We start from the raw sequence: 16,002 nt of genomic DNA, 5'->3' as shown, positions 1-16,002 counted from the left end.
ACCTAAACCAGAAAAAACTATTCAAGCATATCAAAAGAATCATCGGAATCAACCCTTCTCTCTGGTCTCATCTTATAGTTGTTAATTCTGTAAGAGAATCCAACAAATACTACCCGGCTTTCGCGCCAGCTTTCGTTATACGAGTAAAAGTTTGTATCCCATGAGCTATACTTCATTTTTTGGGTATTAAAAATATCGCTCACCCTAACTGTGATAGTTCCCTTTTTATTTAGCACATTGATGCGTGCACCTAAATCAACCCAGTACATCTCCTTGGTTTCACCCTGCGCACCACCTACCATATGGAAACCTCGGCCTGAACCGCCTACAGTAATTGATGGTGCACGGTAGTTTCCGGTCAGCTGAATATCAACATTCTTTCCAATGGTAAAAAACGAAGCCAACTTAACGTTCCAGGAACTACCCTCGTTAGCTCCGCTAACCACATCGCCAAACAGCTTAGAGTAGTAGTAGCTATAGCTGGCGTTAATTCTCCACCATTTAGCAATATTCTGTGTTACAACAGCCTCGGCACCTATGCTCTCATAGTGCGATAGGTTGATAAAGGTAGTGAGTGTTGGTTGAGTTGCCACGGTATCAATAACAGTCATTCGTCTGGAGAAGCCATTTCGGGTATCGCGGTAGTAAACCGATGTGGTAATCTTTGTCTTTGGGAAGTTGAGGTTGTGGCTTAAATCAATTGAGCTGGTAAACTCAGGCTCAAGGTAGGGGTTTCCCTTCGACCAGTTAAAATTATCGGAAGTATTTAGGAATGGGTTTAACACCCTAGCGTTTGGTCTGTTTACCCTGCGGCTATATGAAAGTTGAAGGCTGTTAATGGAGTTTGGTTCCCAACGGATATGCGCACTGGGAAACAGGTTCAACCTATTTACATCAGCAACCTCATTGGTTGTTCTCTGGTCTGACTTTGAGTGTTGGTCCTCAACCCTCAAACCTAACTGGTAGCTAAACTTTCCGTTAGCAAAGGTGTTTGAATAAATTCCATATGCGGAATAAATCTCCTCATTGTAAACAAAATGGTTGGAGCGGTTAGCGTCAAAATCCCATGTATTGCCTAATGAATTGAAGATTTTATAAACGTAGTCGGCATCGCTTCGTCTTATTTGCGCCTTTATTCCAGTCTCTATCCTTCCTCCATTCCCAAATGGTGTAACATAGTCGGTTTGAAAAGTAAAGGTGTTCATCCACCCGTCGGTTTCGGCGCGTTCAAGAGCAGTAGTGGGTACGGTATTAAAAATCTCCTGCTGGTTGATATTATTTAGGTTGTTATAAGCATTACGCGAAAAGAACGCATCGGCGGTCCACTCCTTACCGGGAGTATCGTATGTTCGCTTGAAGTTGAGCGAGTACTCATGACCAAGGCCATCGTTGGAGTTTAGTGAAATTCTTGTATTCTGTAAGGTGTTACTATTGAAGTTAGAGTAGCTATTCGATAACACATTATTATCCATGTCGAACGTACGGAAATTTAAGTTTCCGGTGAACGAAAGGGTTGTCCTGGAGTCAATAAAATAATCGGCTCCGCCACGTATGTTGTGAAAAAACATGTTCGATTGTCCCTCGGAGTTTTGCGAAAGGAATGAGGAGTCGGCACCACTGTTAAAGAGGGTTACCCTATCGCCAATAGAAAACCTATCCATTTGCCCCCTGCGAAAGCTATAATTGGCAAACACGTTTACCTTATCCTGACGCCAATTCATGTTTACGGTTGCGTTATACTTATTCCCGGTTCCAGCATTTAAGCTTACCATTCCATTATAACCAGGTTCCTTACGTTTTTTAAGTACTATGTTGATAATACCGGTTATTCCATCGGGATCGTACTTGGCCGATGGGTTTGTAATAACCTCAACCCTATCAATCATTTGAGCAGGTAATTCTTCCATGCTGTTTAACATGGATGGACGGCCATCAATGAGAATATTGACGTTAGAGCTGCCCCTTAAACTTACATTACCATCGGTATCAACCTCAACCGATGGGATATTCTGTAGTACATCGGACGCTGTTCCTCCCTCAACCGCAATATCCTTATCAACATTGAAAACCTTTTTATCAAGGTTATGGAGCAGCATTTTCTTTTCGCCGGTAACAACAACCGCTTCGATATTCTCACTGGCTGCCAGTATTGAGAAAGTTCCCAAATCGACCTTTGGGCTACGTGGCGAAACCATAATTCCGCTTATCCTTCTGCTCTGGTAGCCTATAAATTTTACGTCAATATAGTACCGGCCGGGCATCAGCTTTTCCATCATAAAATTACCTGATGCATCGGTAAGGGTTCCGGTTACAAGTGAGGAATCCTTCTGTTTATAGAGCGCAATGTTTGCAAACTCAACACCATTTCTATCTAGCGAGTCGATAACCTTTCCGGTAATCACCCCGTTAAAGTTGCTCATGTCAAAACTCTGTCCACTACGGCCCTGCATTCTATCCTGAGCCATGGAGGTTACTGTAACTGCTGCAATAACCCAAAGCAGTAAAATCTTTTTCATCATAGTTTATTCCTAAAATTCAACATTAATTAAACACCGATATGACACACAGGTTTAATTAAACTTGCGTTAAGAAATACAAAAAAAGTTAGGGGCTTACAAAAAATGTAAACCCCTAAACATAACCAACCTAAACTAATACCTGAAATCAGGCATTATGCTGTTTATTGCTCTTCGTACTCCTTAATAATATCCTTTACACCATCGGGCGAAACACGGCCATACACCTTTTCACCAATCAGCACTACTGGAGCAAGTCCACAAGCACCAACACAGCGCAGGCAGTTTAATGAAAACTTGCCATCGGGTGTGGTTTCACCCACCTTAACGTTAAGTATCCGTTTAAATTCATCGAGCACCTTTTCGGCACCACGAACGTAGCATGCTGTACCTGTACAAATGCTAATCGGGTGCTTACCCTTAGGTATCATGGTGAAGAACGAGTAGAACGTTACAACACCATACACCTTAGCAACCGAAATGTTTAACTCGGCAGCAACTACTTCCTGAACCTCAGCGGGTAGGTAACCAAAGGTTTCCTGGGTCTTGTGTAATACATTTATCAGTTCGCCCGGGTCGTTGTTAAACGACTTGCATATTTCCTTAATCTTGGCTACCTGTTCGGGTTTAAGCTCAAGCTTTATATGTGACATTTGTGTTTCCTCCCTATTTAATGTAGATATCCTTTTTCTTGCTGAAATAATGAGTGTGTAGCAGGTGGTGTGCCTTTTCGCTCATGGGCTTGCCCAGGAACTCCTCATAAAGTTTTACTATGTAGGGGTTCTCATGCGATTTGCGAATTGGTTTACCAGCATCCTCACGGTAAATAGCCTCCATACGAGCTTTGATAATGGCAGAGTTACCGTGATGCAATGGTTGACCACCTCCACCAATACATCCACCGGGGCAAGCCATTACCTCAATGGCATGGTAATTTGCCTTACCCGAGCGTACATCCTCCAGTAACTTGCGGGCGTTACCCAATCCATGGGCAATTCCAATGTTTATTGGCAATCCATTGAAATCGATGGTTGCTGAACGGATCCCCTCCATACCACGGAGTTCTGTAAAATCGATCTTGGGCAGAGGTTTGCCAGTATAAACCTCATATGCTGTACGAACAGCAGCTTCAATTACACCACCTGTTGCTCCAAATATTACAGCAGCACCAGTTGACTCTCCTAACGGACGGTCAAAATCATCATCGGGCAACTCCTCAAAGTTGATGTTAAACTCCTTGATAAGGTGTGCTAACTCACGGGTTGATATTGAGAAGTCAACATCCTGATTGCCATCAACCTTAAACTCATCGCGTTGGCACTCATACTTCTTAGCCAAGCAGGGCATTACCGATACAACAACTAATTCTTCGCGTTTTTTGCCCAACTTCTCAGCAAAGTATGATTTGGCAATTGCACCAAACATCTGCTGTGGTGACTTAGCGCTCGATGGTACATCGAGCATATCGGTAAAGTTGTGTTCAAAGAAATTAACCCAACCCGGGCAGCAACTGGTTAGAATGGGTAACTTAACATTCTTGTCGCCGTTCAGGAATCGGGTTAGCCTGTCGAGTAGTTCGGTACCTTCCTCCATAATGGTTAGGTCGGCTGCAAAATCGGTATCGAAAACGTAATCAAAACCAATCTGGCGTAAAGCGGCAACCATCTTACCAGTAACTAAGGTTCCGGGCTTCATACCAAACTCCTCCCCTAGAGCCGCACGAACCGCAGGTGCAGTTTGTACAAGTACGGTCTTTGTAGGATCGGCAATAGCACGAATAACCTTTGTGGTATGGTCAACCTCGGTTAATGCGCCGGTGGGGCACACCGCCACGCACTGACCACAGTAGGTACAGGGCGATTTTTCCAAATCCTGCTCAAAAGCTGGTGCAACAACAGCCATAAAACCACGGTTTACAGCGCTAAGCGCACCAACGGTTTGTACCTCATTACACATGGTCTCGCAGCGACGGCACATGATACACTTATCAACATCACGGATGATAGATGGAGAAAAGTCCTTTTTGTATGTTGACATCTCAGCGTATTCCTGACCGGGGATCTCGCGAATCCCTAGTTTAATAGCCATATCCTGCAAGTCGCAACGACCGCTCTTAGGACAGGTTAAACAATCCTTTGGATGGTCGGAAAGGATTAACTCCATTACAGTGCGACGTGCGTTAATAACACGGGTGGTATGGGTTTTAACAACCATACCCTCAGCGCACTCAGTTGCACAGCTGGGAGCAAGGTTTCTGCGTCCTTCAACCTCAACCACGCAAATACGGCATCCGGCAGGCTTGTTTTCAACTCCCAAATCGTGGAGTTCCATGTAGCAAAGAACAGGAATATCAATACCCAACTTCCTGGCTGCCTTGTAAATTGTAGTACCCTTGGGTACTTCAACCTGTTTGTTATCTATTGTAAGTTTTACTGTTTCCATTGTTATCACCCTAATTATTTAATGCTGATAGCATCGAATTTACACTTCTCCATACATGCACCACACTTGATACAGATTGACTGGTTAATCTCGTGTGGTTTTTTGCGTTCGCCACTGATTGCATTTACAGGGCAGTTGCGGGCACAAGCCGTACATCCCACGCAAGCTTCTGGATCAATAACATACTGCATGAGCGATTTGCACTGACCCGATGGACATTTCTTATCAACCACGTGAGCCACATACTCATCGTAGAAGTTATCCAGGGTTGATAGAACGGGGTTTGGCGAAGTTTGTCCTAAACCGCAAAGCGAGGTATCCTTAATTACTTGCGATAGGTTGCGTAAACGCTCTAGGTCCTCCATGGTACCCTCGCCCTTGGTAATGCGTTCCAGTAGCTCGTACAGACGCTTGTTACCAATACGGCAGGGAGAACATTTTCCGCAGCTTTCCTCAACGGTGAAATCGAGGTAGAACTTGGCAACCGATACCATACAGTCGTCCTCGTCCATAACAATCATACCGCCCGAACCCATCATTGAGCCTGCAGCAATCAGATTGTCGAAATCAATTGGGGTATCGAGGTGTTTCTCGGTTAAGCAACCGCCCGAAGGACCACCAGTTTGAACAGCCTTAAACTTCTTTCCATTCTTGATACCACCACCAATCTCAAAAATTACCTCGCGCAGTGTGATACCCATTGGAACCTCAATAAGTCCTACGTTGTTGATTTTACCTGCAAGCGCAAATACCTTAGTACCCTTGCTCTTTTCGGTACCAATTGATGAGTACCAGTCGGCACCCTTCAAAATAATGGGTGGTACGTTTGCAAAGGTTTCAACGTTATTCACGTTGGTTGGCTTGCCCATGTAACCACTTTGTGCAGGGAATGGGGGTTTGTTGCTTGGTTCACCACGTAAGCCCTCCATGGAGTGGATAAGGGCAGTTTCCTCGCCACAAACAAAAGCGCCGGCTCCGTAGCGTAATTCGATATCGAAGCTAAAACTGGTTCCAAAGATTTCGCTTCCCAGCAACCCATACTCACGAGCCTGATCGATGGCAACCTTTAGGCGTTTAATGGCAAGTGGGTATTCAGCACGAATGTAGATCAAACCCTTTGTGGCGCCAATACAGTAACCGCAAATGGCCATGGCCTCCAGCACTGAGTGTGGATCGCCTTCAAGAATTGAGCGGTCCATGAAAGCACCGGGGTCGCCCTCGTCGGCATTACATACTACATACTTTTGGTCAGCATGGTTTTTGCTGGCAATTTCCCACTTTAAACCGGTTGGGAATCCCCCGCCTCCACGACCACGCAAGCCAGATTTTTTGATAATATCAATAGTTTGCTGTGGGGTATATTCAGTAAGCACTTTACCTAATGCTTGATAACCCTCACGAGCAATATATTCATCAATATTTTCAGGGTTAATGAATCCGCAGTTGCGAAGCGCAATACGCATTTGCTTGCGGTAAAAACCCATATGCTTGGAATCCTCAATGGTAGCCTTCTTGGTGGGATCAACATAGAGCAAACGCTCCACCTTACGACCCTTTACTACATGCTCCTTTACAATTTCGGTGGCATCTTCAGGGTTAACCTGTGTGTAAAATGTATTATCGGGCAATACTTTTACAATTGGACCTTTCTCACAAAAACCAAAGCAACCGGTCATAATAACCTGAACTTCGTCCTGTAGGTTATTGGCTGCCAGCTCTAGTTTTAGTTTCTCTGCTATTGCATCGCTTGAGGAAGCTTTACAACCTGTGCCTCCACAAATTAGCAGGTGCATTTTATACTTTGACATTACTATTACCTCCCAGTTGGTTATTTGTTATCAATTGACTCGTAGTTAACGGGAATAATACCATCAACCAGTTCACCGTTCTTAATGTATTTCTCAATAATCTCATCGGCTTTTTTGGTGTCAACATAGCCGAAAACAACAGGGTCGGCATTGGGTAATTTTACCTCAATGGTAGGTTCGGCATAGCAGTAACCCATGCAACCGGTTTGTGTTACAACAGCGTTTATTCCACGCTTTTCCAGTTCCTCAAGCAGAAAATCCATTACATTTTTTGCTCCCGAAGCAATACCGCAGGTAGCCATAGCAACCTTAATCTGAACAAGGTTCTCTGCAGCTTCGCCCTTTTCCCTAAGGTCGATTTTGGCTTGCAGGGTCTCCTTCATCTTTTTCAGATCGGCAAGCGACTTTACTTTTGTCATAACTTGTTCTCCTTGTGTGTATTTGGTTGGTTTCGTAATATTAACCTAATAATTTTCTGCAAAATTAAATTCAATTGTTAAGCAATTAACAATTGAAAATATGTTTTTCAGCTTAAATTCGTTATTTGTAATTCGTCTAAATTCGAATAGATATACTCCTTAACCAGCGGGTAAACCGATGGCTCGTTCAACGGAACCCCATCAAGCGCTTGGCGTAACTCCGATGTAGATACCGAAAATTCGGTTGTATCAACAACCACGCTTACCTTGAACTCAATATCAGGGTAGGAACAAAGGAGCAGCGCAATGGTGCCGCCCAAATCGCCTAAAGGTAAACAATCGATGTGTGACCTAACGAAACGCGCTTTAAGAGCAGTGCCTACTCCCGGTTCTGAATCGATACTGAATGTTCCTCCGGTAAGCTCAGCATTCTGCTTTAGCAATGGGATTCCTAAGCCCACCTTACGGGTTGTTCGGGTTGTGGTAAAGGGGTCTACTACCCGCTTCAAAAATTCTTGCTCCATACCCTTGCCATTATCCTTGACAGTGAACTCAATATAATCATTTGCGGTGTTAATTTCAATGATGATTTGTATCACTTTGGCGCCGGCAACAACCGAGTTCTGAACAATATCAAGGATGTGAAGCGATAAGTCCTTCATTCTCCAATTGTTAATTTATATCGATTTTAAACAAAGTGTCAAAGCTATATCACAGGCAATACCGTTGAACTGCCTGTGTTTAGTATGGAATCCTTAAAACACTTAAACGATAAACTTTCCAGATTATACTCTGTAAAGGAAGTTCCTATTTGGTTAGGAAAATGCGAGTCGGAATTTCGGATGAATTGCGTGTTGGGTTTTATGGGGTTGTTTCGCTTGAAAGCATCCACCGTGGTATTTCTTGAAATCTCAAGTGCATCGTAACTTAGCGATGGCGGCACAAAGCCAAGCTGGCTGGTAACACTATACTTAGGCCTATCAACATGTGCCGGAATAAAAACCCCACCTATCCCATGAACAAACCCGGCAACCTCATCGATACCTTTCACCAGGGCTGCATGAAGGAGGTAGTCAATCTCCTGAACTATTTCGTCGTGCTCATTTACCACTACCTGATAGCCAAAAATATCGGGGTTGTTAGGGATTCGGGTTATGTTTTGCTCTATGAATGCCTGCAGCGACTGGCGCTGATCCTCAGTATCGACCAGGCAAAGGCAGTGTATTTCTTCACGGGTATTAACCTCGGCACCGTATAGGCAGTAAATGCCATGCTGTTCAGCCAGGGTTCGTATTAGAGGGCCATGGAGGGTGCTGTTATGATCGGTAACCGCAATAAGTTTCAGCCCCATTTCAGCGGCTCGCATTACAATATTCACCGGGCTCATTTCCAGGTCGGCACATGGCGATAGAACCGAGTGAATATGTAAATCGGCCTTAACTATCATTTTTTGTTGATAAGATTATACAGCTGGCCGCTTATCTCAAAGGCTTGCAGGTTGGTTCCCAGGACTGGAATAGCCTCGTTGTTACTCTGTGCCATGGTGTTAGCCTCAGGCTTAAGACCCTTGACAAGAATAACGGCCGAAATATCTTTAAGCGTGGCAACGGCCATTACATTAACATGAGTTTGAAGCGTAATCCATACGGAACCGGCAGGGGCATTTCCCATAACGTCGCTCAGCAAATCGGATGTATACCCTCCAACTACCTCCTTGTTTAAACCGGCCTCACCGGAGTAAACCTTCAGGTTTAGTGCATCAACTATATCTTTTACCGTCATATATTGATATTTTTACTTGTTCCTGATGGGTTTGTCGCAATCCTTGCGGAACCGGTTCTCACCCCAAATTCTTTTCATGATCCGGAACGAGTGTTCAGGGTCGAGCTTGTTTTGCTCCATGATTTTTTGGAGGAAAACGCATTGCGAAACCGATGCGCTACCCTGCGCAACATCCTCGGCAAGCGCAACGCACGAAGGGGCGCCGCAAACCCCGCAGTCGATACCGGGTAGGAAGCACATCAGCTGGTTAACACGCTGCATCTTAAGCATGGCCTTTGCCATATCCTCATCGAGCTTTAGCATCGACCTTGGGCTAAGCGGGCTCAGCGTAGTTCTTCCGCTAATGCTAGCATCGTATTTTACTATCTTATCGTTGGTTTTATTGATACTCCAAACCGATACCTTACTTGCGTTTTGGCGAATTAGCTCGGCGGCTAAAAACCGATTCCCCGGCGCAAGGATACCTCCCGCACAGCTCTCATCGCATGCGCGGAGCTCAAGGTAATCCACATCTTGAATTTCATCGTTCTCCACCTTCTCCAGAAACTCAATAACATTCCATATTCCATCAATAGCCAGGCATCGGCCATCGATACACGATGCTTCGCCGTTGGTTAATGCCCAAGAGTAACTCCGGGGGCTAAGCTCCGAAATGATTTTTGGCTCATTTCCCGCAGGTAATTTACCTTTTATCTCACGCAGAATTCGGTTATAGATAAAATCCATGTTGATAATCCCATCTATCTCCGACTTTTCTTCTCCCTCGGGATGTCGTACAGCAACAATTTTGGCAGCACAAGGGGTAATGTAGAATATTCCAATTTCTTTTTCAGGAACACCTTGCTCCAAAAGGCTTGTCTTTATATATGTTGCGGTAAGGTCCAATGGTGGTCTGACCAGAGCGATATTCTCAACAAGCGAGGGAAACTTAACCTGAATTAGCCGGACTATTGCCGGGCAAAATGATGATATTACCGGTTTAACCTCGGTTGAAGCAATGTAGCTGTTCAGCTTGCCAATTAAATATTCCACGGAATCCTCCACCTCAACAATGGATGTAAAGCCAAGGCTCAGTAAGGCTTGCGCAACATCATCGTGTGATATCTCCTTTGAAAACTGCCCTAGTAGAACGGAAGGAATAAGGGCAATGCGGTGTTTATACGAAAAAATTTTACTGAAATCGTCCTGTTGAACCGTAATGGCATGGGTTGGGCAAACCCTGTAACACTCACCGCAGTCGATACAGCGGTTGTTAATTAGCTTGGCTTTTCCGTTTACAACCCTCAAGGCCTCGGTTGGGCAGGCTCTCATACAGTGCGAGCAGCCGATGCACACATCGGGAAGAATTTTTAACGCATGGTAGAATTCCAAATCAGCCACAGCTATCCTCCGCTACTCCTTAAGGTTAACCTCAAACTCCAACCGTGTTCCTACGCCAACAACGCTAGCAATCTTCATTTTATCGGTATTCTCTTTGATGTTTGGAAGTCCCATACCTGCTCCAAAACCCATTTCCCTTACAATTGGCGATGCGGTAGAGTATCCGGGTTTCATGGCCAAATCAATATCGGGGATTCCTGGTCCAACATCATCAAGCACTACACGAATCTTATCGGTCTCAATATCAACATATATTTTACCCTGAAAGGCATGAGCAACAATGTTAACCTCCCCCTCGTACAGGGCAACCACCACCCTTTTAATAATGTTAGGGGAAACATTGAGCTGCTTTAAAATCTTTTTCACCTGGCTCGATGCTTGCCCAGCCCTAACAAAATCGCCTCCCTGAACCCTGTACTCAAAGTGCATATGCTATTAATAAACCGGTTTTACACCCTTACTGTAAAGAATGCCGGCAGCCCTGAACATGGTGAAAGGGCTTTCGATAAGAACAATGCCATTATCCTCGGCCAGCTGAATCATATCCTCGCTAATGGTTTTATTGCGAACAAACACAATTGCAGGTATATCGGCCATCTCGGCGGTTCTAACCGCCTGCATGTTGGCCAAACCTGTAATTAGCAACAATTTGTCAGCGCGGACAGTAAGCACATCGCTCATCAGGTCCGAGGCAAAAGCATACTCAATTTCCCTGTCGAGCATAGCGTGGCCGCAAACCACATTACCATCAACCAGCCGGGCTAATTCCCCTATTTTCATTCCAACCGTATTTTGTGTTTACACCAAATGCTTGCAATAGCAATTCCGTTACAAATATACGTTATTTTACTAACATTGTTACATTTATAACAGATGCTTAAGAACACAAAATATCAAAACCCGTCCGCCAGTGCAAGTTAGCTGAAAAAGTGGAATAAAAGAACTTGGTTAGCCGTTAACCGTTAAACGTTAGCCGTTAAACGGCTACAACCTTAAATTGATTGCTCTACAACAAGTAATGCTGTGTGTACATGGTGGCAAAACAGAGACTCACAGTGAAAATCCTCTAAATCAGTGTCATCTGTGTTCTATTATACTTCACGAACAATTTCATTCGTAAGGTAAAATGGTTCAAAAAATTAATAAGCCCATTCTATGATTTTTAAAAAATCTTAAATTTGAATTTAGTAAGGCTCTTGTCATACATATCCACCCAAATGGAGTGTATTGTATGGTTTTATCATACATATAAATGAATTACAGCCAAGCTTAAAAAAAGATATAGACAATGACCCCTGAATATATAATTGAAATATGTGTAGCGATTGATATTGCGATTTTGAGTATTGCTTATCCAATTATCATTGACAAAATTTCAAACATTGGCGACAAATACTCATCTGAATATATTCATGTTATTTTTAATAATGAAATCCCTCAAAGACAAATAATAATAAAAATTAACAACAAAGAATACAGAATTTCATTTTTCAATTTGACTCTCTATGCAACACTTTTTTCATTTATTTTTTTAATCTTCAAATTTGAACCTCTCTTTGGTTGGGACAATTGGTTAATAAACAATTCAGCAAAACTCATTGTGCTCATCTTGACAATTTTTCTTATTATACAATTTTTCATTTGGTTAGGGAAAGTGGCTTTATATAATGGAAAATCAAAGATTCTTTTAACTCACATAATTAGCAAATACAACAAGTCAAAGGCAGGCACAGAATTACAGAGTTATAATTTGAAAGCAATAAACGAACTTGCATTTTACGCTATAGAAAAACAAGACGAACACCTTCAAGAAACTTTACTTGAATTTTATTACACCGTATTTGCAAATATTCGAAAGAATCACGATAAAACTAAACCATTGGTTTACCCTATTGATTTGTATTTTCTTGTTAGTAAGATCAATGAAATAGCAGCAGAAAACAAAACTAAACTGAGAGCAATCGAACATAGTGCTGTTAGTGGATTCTGGCTGTTAGGCAAAGATTTTGAAGATATTCCAATCTCAGATGAAACATATAGTTGGCTTTGGAGAAACATTTATACCATTTACGACAATCCACGTTTGGTGGAAATGTTTTGGGCAAATTCAAGTCAATATTTTAAATATAATTTAAAATCTTTTTTTCCTAAATATGATTTTGGAAAAGAAAAACCTGTAATTACAAATCAGGAACAAGTTGAAAAAAGAGAAACTGAAAGAAAACGGTTTCTTGAATTTCATTATGCACTTGGTGGATTATTGCTCTACCAGAAACAGTATAAAACACTTAAGTATTTATTTGAATACTCACAATCTAAACCACCCAAATATGTTTTGCTCCCAGAGACAACAACCGAAATATTTTATTGGTTTGAATATTTTTGGAATGAATTTAAACACAAAATTCCAATAGGTTTTAGATATGGCTTCCCCGAACTTAACAATTTAGGAAACATAGGTCAAGTTAATTATTGGATTTGTAGTTACATCTCTATTCTATTCTTAAGACAATACACTCTACATCAATATTACATTTATCAAAACTTTACTGATCTACCAAATCTTCCTAATAATATATTGGAACTTAACAGCTGGCTTGATAGTATATCTTTTTTTGAAAGAACTTTAAATGAATTACTTTCTAATAAAGAATTGATTGATGCACTTGAATTTGAAAAACTAGTAGAATCAAACAGGGCAAATTTTATTGCTTTTATTAATGATTTTAAGAATGATATAAAAAACAAAATCGGACAGCATAAACTAAACGCAAAATTATCTGATGAAAAAATAGAGAATTTTTATTCTAAATCAAATGAAATAATTTCAAATTCTTTTTCACTATATAAACCTATCTTCATAGAAAAAAGCGAAGAGCACTTAAAAAGTGACCTTAAATTAACAATTAATGGCGAACAGATTTTAATGCCAAAGTATGCATTTACAGATTCAGATATTCCACTTTTAAATTATGATACTTTTTTTGCAGACACAATAGCAACAAAGAAAATTGAGCGATACATCCCCCTTGCATTTCATATAGCAAGGACTAAACGTTATTTGCTAAATAAAGAAAATTTGCTTTATGCTTTATCAAAAATCATTGCCAACAACAATGATATAGTCATTGTTGGAGTACAGCTTGGATACCAAACCAAAGAAATTCTTGACAATAGTGATTTTAAAAATTCGATTCTTTACATTCCATCAACAGAATATGATTTAAAAGACACATTATTTGTTTTAAGAAAAAATGACTTGCCTGCTATTGAACATCGAGACATTAAAGAAGAAGAAATCGAAGAATTACAATTGAAATGTATAAATGAACATTTAAAAATTTATGCTTCAGTAATTGACATAAACTTAGAAGAGAATATGGCGATTAAGGACAAATGGAATTTTAATAACGAACTTGATAACGAAGATTTAAAAGTTCAATTGACTATTGCATTTCTATGCATCATATATTGGAAAAAAGAAAGAGAAATTATTCAAATCAATGTTGCTTCGGAGTTTAGAGAACAAGGAATACAAAATGACATTAACGATGTGGAACCTCTTTCAACTTGACAAGAAAAAGTGAAAGCCAGCCTGTAACCATGGGTTTTGCGTCAGGCGGGTTGACGTGCAAACTAGCAACTTTGTGCTTCTATTCATGTTCAGTGCTGGTTGATCCCGCAGGTGCGGAACTCCGAAACCGGCCCGAACGCAAAGCCGAAACTGTTAAGTCTACCTGTTTTTTGTGTTTCTATTTGACTCATCGCGGTTAAACCAAACGTTTACAAAAAAAAGGCAGGGAAAATGTTATCCCTGCCTTTCATATTCATGGTTTAAAAAATTCTAGTAGCGTTGACGCTCCTTGTAATGAGTATGTAGTAGTTCGTGCGACTTATGGCTATTGGGTTCATGGAGGAACTCCTTGTAAATAGCAATAACCTCAGGGTTCTCGTGCGATTTACGTATAGGCATTCCGGCATCCTCGCGATAAATAGCCTCGGCACGTTTCTTACGGATTTCCTCGTTGGTAGGTATAGGCTGACCACCGCCACCAATACATCCACCGGGGCAGGCCATAATCTCAATGAAGTGCCAGCTACCCTTGCCATCGCGAACGGCATCCATAACCTTCTTGGCATTGGTAAGACCGTGAGCAACAACGGTTTTTAGCTCAGCGCCTTCCAGGAACTTCCACTCGGGTTTGGTGCCCTCAATCTTAATGGCTGCCTCACGAACGCCTTCCATACCACGAACCGGGGTGATGTTTAGCCCGTTGAAAGGCACCTCGCGACCAGTAACCACCTCGTAAGCGGTACGTAGGGCTGCCTCCATAACACCACCGGTAGCACCAAATATTACTGCAGCACCGGTTGAAGCACCCATTATGCTATCGTAGTGTGATTCGGGTAGTGTGCTAAACTCAATACCTGCCTGCTTAATCATAATGGCAAGCTCGCGGGTGGTGAGTACATAATCAACATCCTTGAAACCGCTTGAGCGCATCTCAGGCCTATCGGCCTCAAATTTCTTGGCCGTACAAGGCATTATTGAAACTGATACAATCTTAGCCGGATCAATATTCCTTTTTTGAGCATAGTATGTCTTGGCTAGCGCGCCAAACATCTGCTGTGGCGACTTGCAGGTTGAAAGATTATCGAGATACTCGGGGTAGGTATGCTCAATGAACTTTATCCAACCGGGTGAGCAGCTGGTAGCCATTGGGAGCTTAACTGAAGGATCTTTATCAACCAAAGCCTTCTTCAGCCTACCAAGCAATTCAAAGCCCTCCTCCATGATGGTTAAGTCGGCTGAGAAATCGGTGTCGAGAACTGAATCGAAACCAAGGCGTTTGAGGGCGGTAACCATTTTGCCGGTAACTATCTCGCCAGGCTCCATTCCCAGTGCCTCGCCAAGGGCAACCCTAACTGCAGGAGCAGTTTGAACAACCACATGCTTGTCTTCATCGAAAATGGCTTGCCATACCTCATCAACGTAGTTGCGTTCAATAAGCGCACCGGTTGGGCAACGGTTAACGCACTGTCCGCAGTTGGTACAAACCACCTCGAACATAGGATTCTCATAGAAAGTTGAAATCTTCATCTTGTCGCCCTTGTAAGCTACACCTAAGGCGCTAACGTGCTGCAACTCCTCGCATGTACGAACGCAGCGCTGGCAGCGGATACACTTGCTATCGTCCTTAATAATTGAAGGGGAGTAAGCATCCATCTGGTAGTTCTTGTGGGGAACAAGATCGATAAACATAGGCTCGGAAATCTTGTACTCTGCTGCTAAATCCTGCAGCTCACAGTTCCCGTTTTTATAGCAGGTGGTACATTTAGCATTATGCTCTGAGAGCAGTAAATCAATAATATGCTTACGAGCAGTACGAACTTTAATAGTGTTGGTGCTGATCTCCATACCCTCAGCAACAGGCATTGCACACGAAGCAGGAAGAGTACGCGATCCTTTCATTTCAACAACACACACACGGCAGTTACCAGCAACGCAAAGGTCGTCGTGGTAGCAGAGTGTTGGAATATGGATATTCAACTTTTTGGCAGCCTGCAGTATAGTTGTTCCCTCATCCACGGTAACGGGCATGCCATCAATTATAAGGTTTATCTGTTTTGCCATAATTGGTTCAATTTTGATCA

The 16,002-nt window shown here is 42.3% G+C and carries 13 protein-coding genes; 1 reads left to right on the top strand and 12 read right to left on the bottom strand.

The genetic code is table 11. The features are described from left to right. Positions 1–17: 17 nt before the first annotated feature. The 11 genes from AB6811_RS08915 to AB6811_RS08865 all read right to left on the bottom strand — a co-directional run bounded on the left by AB6811_RS08915 (position 18) and on the right by AB6811_RS08865 (position 11,127). The gene (locus AB6811_RS08915) at positions 18–2,519 is read right to left on the bottom strand and encodes a TonB-dependent receptor domain-containing protein (RefSeq protein ID WP_369490102.1); all 2,502 of its coding nucleotides are present in this window, start codon (positions 2,517–2,519) and stop codon (positions 18–20) included. A 161-nt stretch (positions 2,520–2,680) separates the two neighbouring features. Continuing rightward, positions 2,681–3,169, bottom strand: a complete 489-nt coding sequence (gene nuoE / locus AB6811_RS08910) for an NADH-quinone oxidoreductase subunit NuoE (RefSeq protein WP_369490101.1) — start codon at positions 3,167–3,169, stop codon at positions 2,681–2,683. A gap of 13 nt (positions 3,170–3,182) precedes the next feature. Then, positions 3,183–4,958, bottom strand: a complete 1,776-nt coding sequence (locus AB6811_RS08905; protein ID WP_369490100.1) for an NADH-dependent [FeFe] hydrogenase, group A6 — start codon at positions 4,956–4,958, stop codon at positions 3,183–3,185. Between the two features lie 14 nt (positions 4,959–4,972). Beyond that, entirely contained in the window at positions 4,973–6,766 is a 1,794-nt protein-coding gene (locus AB6811_RS08900) for an NADH-ubiquinone oxidoreductase-F iron-sulfur binding region domain-containing protein (RefSeq protein ID WP_369490099.1), read from the bottom strand. A 20-nt stretch (positions 6,767–6,786) separates the two neighbouring features. Continuing rightward, the gene (locus AB6811_RS08895) at positions 6,787–7,185 is read right to left on the bottom strand and encodes a (2Fe-2S) ferredoxin domain-containing protein (protein WP_369490098.1); all 399 of its coding nucleotides are present in this window, start codon (positions 7,183–7,185) and stop codon (positions 6,787–6,789) included. Positions 7,186–7,292: 107 nt separating this feature from the next. Next, entirely contained in the window at positions 7,293–7,847 is a 555-nt protein-coding gene (locus AB6811_RS08890) for an ATP-binding protein (protein ID WP_369490097.1), read from the bottom strand. Positions 7,848–7,891: 44 nt separating this feature from the next. Continuing rightward, positions 7,892–8,632 (bottom strand): PHP domain-containing protein, encoded by a 741-nt coding sequence (locus AB6811_RS08885; RefSeq protein WP_369490096.1) that lies wholly within the window; start codon positions 8,630–8,632, stop codon positions 7,892–7,894. Beyond that, complete coding sequence (locus AB6811_RS08880; protein WP_369490095.1) at positions 8,629–8,967, bottom strand: serine kinase; 339 nt, start codon at positions 8,965–8,967, stop codon at positions 8,629–8,631. The genes AB6811_RS08885 and AB6811_RS08880 overlap by 4 nt, the downstream gene beginning before the upstream one ends. A gap of 12 nt (positions 8,968–8,979) precedes the next feature. Further along, the gene (locus tag AB6811_RS08875; RefSeq protein WP_369490094.1) at positions 8,980–10,347 is read right to left on the bottom strand and encodes a [Fe-Fe] hydrogenase large subunit C-terminal domain-containing protein; all 1,368 of its coding nucleotides are present in this window, start codon (positions 10,345–10,347) and stop codon (positions 8,980–8,982) included. A 12-nt stretch (positions 10,348–10,359) separates the two neighbouring features. After that, positions 10,360–10,776, bottom strand: a complete 417-nt coding sequence (locus AB6811_RS08870) for an ATP-binding protein (RefSeq protein ID WP_369490093.1) — start codon at positions 10,774–10,776, stop codon at positions 10,360–10,362. Positions 10,777–10,782: 6 nt separating this feature from the next. Beyond that, positions 10,783–11,127: a DRTGG domain-containing protein gene (locus AB6811_RS08865; RefSeq protein WP_369490092.1), complete on the bottom strand. Its 345-nt coding sequence runs from the start codon at positions 11,125–11,127 to the stop codon at positions 10,783–10,785. A 508-nt stretch (positions 11,128–11,635) separates the two neighbouring features. Between AB6811_RS08865 and AB6811_RS08860 the strand changes: the two genes are divergently transcribed. Next, positions 11,636–13,921, top strand: coding sequence for a hypothetical protein (locus tag AB6811_RS08860; protein WP_369490091.1), 2,286 nt, complete (start codon positions 11,636–11,638; stop codon positions 13,919–13,921). A 270-nt stretch (positions 13,922–14,191) separates the two neighbouring features. Here AB6811_RS08860 and AB6811_RS08855 read toward each other — a convergent pair whose 3' ends face one another. Further along, on the bottom strand, positions 14,192–15,985 hold the full coding sequence (locus AB6811_RS08855; protein WP_369490180.1) for an NADH-dependent [FeFe] hydrogenase, group A6: 1,794 nt from the start codon (positions 15,983–15,985) through the stop codon (positions 14,192–14,194). Between the last annotated feature and the right edge of the window lie 17 nt (positions 15,986–16,002).

This window comes from Tenuifilum sp. 4138str, assembly GCF_041102575.1.
GTDB lineage: Bacteria > Bacteroidota > Bacteroidia > Bacteroidales > Tenuifilaceae > Tenuifilum > Tenuifilum osseticum.
The sequence above is the reverse complement of the archived record's forward strand: the minus strand, read 5'-3'. Positions and strand labels throughout refer to the sequence as shown.

Bases quoted from the DNA above. Each gene is read 5' to 3' on its own strand.
- AB6811_RS08885 (WP_369490096.1), bottom strand. From the start codon at position 8,632: ATGATAGTTAAGGCCGATTTACATATTCACTCGGTTCTATCGCCATGT.
- AB6811_RS08865 (WP_369490092.1), bottom strand. From the start codon at position 11,127: ATGAAAATAGGGGAATTAGCCCGGCTGGTTGATGGTAATGTGGTTTGC.
- AB6811_RS08895 (WP_369490098.1), bottom strand. From the start codon at position 7,185: ATGACAAAAGTAAAGTCGCTTGCCGATCTGAAAAAGATGAAGGAGACC.
- AB6811_RS08880 (WP_369490095.1), bottom strand. From the start codon at position 8,967: ATGACGGTAAAAGATATAGTTGATGCACTAAACCTGAAGGTTTACTCC.
- AB6811_RS08870 (WP_369490093.1), bottom strand. From the start codon at position 10,776: ATGCACTTTGAGTACAGGGTTCAGGGAGGCGATTTTGTTAGGGCTGGG.
- nuoE (WP_369490101.1), bottom strand. From the start codon at position 3,169: ATGTCACATATAAAGCTTGAGCTTAAACCCGAACAGGTAGCCAAGATT.
- AB6811_RS08900 (WP_369490099.1), bottom strand. From the start codon at position 6,766: ATGTCAAAGTATAAAATGCACCTGCTAATTTGTGGAGGCACAGGTTGT.
- AB6811_RS08860 (WP_369490091.1), top strand. From the start codon at position 11,636: ATGACCCCTGAATATATAATTGAAATATGTGTAGCGATTGATATTGCG.
- AB6811_RS08905 (WP_369490100.1), bottom strand. From the start codon at position 4,958: ATGGAAACAGTAAAACTTACAATAGATAACAAACAGGTTGAAGTACCC.
- AB6811_RS08915 (WP_369490102.1), bottom strand. From the start codon at position 2,519: ATGATGAAAAAGATTTTACTGCTTTGGGTTATTGCAGCAGTTACAGTA.
- AB6811_RS08890 (WP_369490097.1), bottom strand. From the start codon at position 7,847: ATGAAGGACTTATCGCTTCACATCCTTGATATTGTTCAGAACTCGGTT.